We start from the raw sequence: 3,143 nt of genomic DNA on the forward strand, positions 1-3,143 counted from the left end.
CCGGGTTCGGCCCGCGCGTCCGCGGCGGCGGCGACCGCGGCCGTCGCCGCGGCCGCCCGGCCGGCCAGGTCCGGGTCGGGGACCGCCGGCGGCACCGGCGCGCCGGGCGCGATCAGGTCACCCGGTTCCAGCGCCCGCGCCCCGGACAGCAGCGCCCGGGCCGCGCGCACGGCCTCCAGGAACTCCGGCACCGTGATCACGTCCGGGGTCCACCGCGGATCCCGGGTGTAGTCGAAGCTCAGTGTCGCCCGGGTGCCGACGTCCGGGCGCGCGGCGAGCGCGGTGGCCAGGTGCCGTTCGAGGTCGCCGGGGTCGCCCGCGCCGTTCTCGGGCATCAGCACGTAGTCGAGCGGCGACAGCCGCAGCCCGGCGAGGTCGGTCAGCAGGTACCGGAAGCCCTCGTCGGCCAGGTCGACGCGGACCCGGCAGCGGATCGTGTCCGGCGCGGGGAGCAGCCGGCCGAGCCACGCGTCGACCCGCGGCTCGGCGAGCCGCCGGGCGCGGGTCTGGTCGACCGGCCACCCGCCGGCGGGCGGATCACCCAGGGCCAGGATCAGCCGGTGGGTCACGGTGGTTCCGGTGCGCGGGGTGCGCACGGAGTCGAGTTCCGGCGGCGGCGCCTCCCCGCCGGCGGTCGCGTCGACGGTCGCGCCGGCCCGCAACGGCTGGCCCTGCACGGCGTGATGAACCGACTCGGCCAGCAGGGCGTCGCCGAGCGCGTCGACCGCGTCGTCCAGCTTGCGCAGCACGTCGAGCGCCGCGTCGCGTTCGGCGGCGTGCCCGGCGCCCAGGCCGATCGCGCTCAGGTCGAGCCGTCCGGTGCGCCACAGCCGCTGCAGCGCCAGGCCGTCCACAACGGACGTCGCGTCCAGCGATTCGCGGGGCGGCTCGCCGGCGGAGACCCGGATGCCGCGCACCGGGGCTAGGGCCCGGAAGTCGTCGATCCAGGCCGCCAGCGTGCCGACCGGGTGCTCCTGCAGGTCGCGCTCGAACCGGTACCCGAGCAGCGCGCCCAGGCTCTGCCCCTGCCGCACGCCGTCGAGCAGCCAGGCCGCGATGCGGACCCGGCGGGACGGCAGGTCGACGGCGAGCGGGCCACCGGCCGCCGTGGCGTGCGCCTGGTGCCCGGCGCGCAGCACGGCGGCGGTGGTGGCCTGGGCCAGCGACGGGGCGTGCACGAATCCGGCGTTGCCGTCCTGCCGGTACACCTGATGCTGTTCCTCCCCGGCCGGTCGCGGCTGGACCTCGGCCGGCGCGGGCCGGCGGCTCAGGTTCTCCACCCAGCCGTAGCCGCCGAGGTGCGCGCCCGACCCGGCGGTGCCGCCGGCGCCGCGCAACGACCGCAGCCGCCGGGTGGCCAGCGACGTGATCCACGCGTCCAGCCGGTGCGACGACAGCGGGAGCGTCTCGCGGACCAGCCGGTCGAGGCGGGCCGGATCCACCGAGGTCAGGCGTCGCAGCGCGGCCCGCACGGCGGCCGGCATCGTCATGGCCGGGTCGCGGGCGTCGGGCGCGGCCAGGTAGTCACCGAGCACGGCGGTGGCGCCGGTGAGCGTGGTGACCGGGCGGGCCAGCCGCTGCCACAGGGTGACGTCGGCGCGGCCGGGCACGACGCCGATCAGTTCCGGATCCAGGTGCTCGCCGGCCGGCGGCGGCGCGGCCTGGCGGTTCAGCACCTGTTCGGCGGCGATCGCGTACGCGGTGAGCATCGCCTGCCGGGCCAGCCGGAACAGCAGCGGCGTCCGCGCCACCGGCCCGGGCGCGGCCAGGGTCCGCAGGCCGGCCGGCGTGGCATCGGCGACGGCGGTGAGGTACTGGCCCGGATCGGGCCCGATGACCGGCGCGTCGATCGGGAACGAGTTCCCGGCGAACACCGCCTCGCCGACCCGCGGCTGCCAGTCCGGACGGCCCAGCCGGGCCTTGAGCGCGTCGGCGGCGTCGCGCAACTGGGCCCGCCACCGCTCGTCCAGGTTGAGGTCGGAGAACCGCCAGAGGAACGCGAAGTACTCCATGCCCAGGACGCTGCGGCCGTAGACCTGCTGCGCGGTCGGTGCCATGCCGAAGATGCGCAGCGCCGTCTCCTGCGGTGCCGGGCCGCCGGTGCTGATCCGGGGGAGGCCGGGGATCGCCGGGGTCCAGACGTCGCGGCGGAGCCGGACGATGAAATCCACCACCGCCGGGCCGATGCCGGGCGGGTCGACCCCCGCGGAGTCGACCGGTTGCCACAGCTCCAGCGGGGTGATCGGCAGGATGCCGTACGGCTGGTCGCCGATCCGCAGCGTGGGCAGCGGGCCGTTCGCCCGCACGTACGCCTCGAAGTGCCGCCGGGCGGCCTCGATGTCCTCGTCGCCGAACACCGGATTCATCTGCTGCCACAGGAATCCGCCCCAGGTGGCCGGCCACAGCAGGCGGTTCATCGCCCGCATTTCGGCCTCGTCCACCGTTCGCGCGCCGTCGGCCCGGGCGAGCGCGTTCGGGGCGCCGGGCCGGCCGATGGGCAGGGCCGGCCCGGGGCGCGGGTCGGTGGAGCTCAGGCCCGCGCCGAGGGCGTCGGCGAGCAGGATCGCGTTGCTGTCCCACGGTTCCGGCACGCTGTCGCGGTCGGTGACCCGCAGCGCGGCGATCCGCTCGGGGCTGCGCCGCCCCGGTACCAGCGCCGCGTCCGGGGTCTGGTTCGTCGGCGTGCCGGGTGCCACGTACCCGAGGCCGTCGGTGTGGTGGTGCGCCTCGAACAGATCCGCCAGGACGCCTGCCGCCGCCCGTGGATCGGGATCGTCGCGCACGCCGTACACGAGCAGCCGGTCGATGCCGTACTTGAAGGCCTCCGGGTGGCCGCTCAGGTCCACCCGCGCGGCCATGCCGGCCAGGCACGCCTCCTCGAAGTCGGCGAGCCAGCGGATGCCGTCGTCCAGCGGCTGATCCGCCGGCTGCTGTCCGCTGTAGTCCGCGCCGGGAGCGGGTCCGACCGCCAGCGGGGTGCGGATCGGCACCGGCAGGTCGTACGCCAGGCGGGACGGCTGCGGGCTGGACATGAGCACGACGACGCGCCAGCGGTCCGGCAGCCCCGACGCCCGCGGTGCCCGGGTCCACGCCGCGGGCCGCTTCCCGACGGCCGGGAACCTCGGCGCCGGGTCCAGCGGGAC

The 3,143-nt window shown here is 77.1% G+C and carries 1 pseudogene; it reads right to left on the bottom strand.

Annotated elements, in window-relative coordinates:
* Nucleotides 1–3,032, bottom strand: a pseudogene (locus AB0F10_RS44975) (hypothetical protein); the annotation flags it as partial.
* Nucleotides 3,033–3,143: the final 111 nt, after the last annotated feature.

The organism is Actinoplanes sp. NPDC026623, from assembly GCF_040638275.1.
Taxonomy (GTDB): Bacteria; Actinomycetota; Actinomycetes; order Mycobacteriales; family Micromonosporaceae; genus Actinoplanes.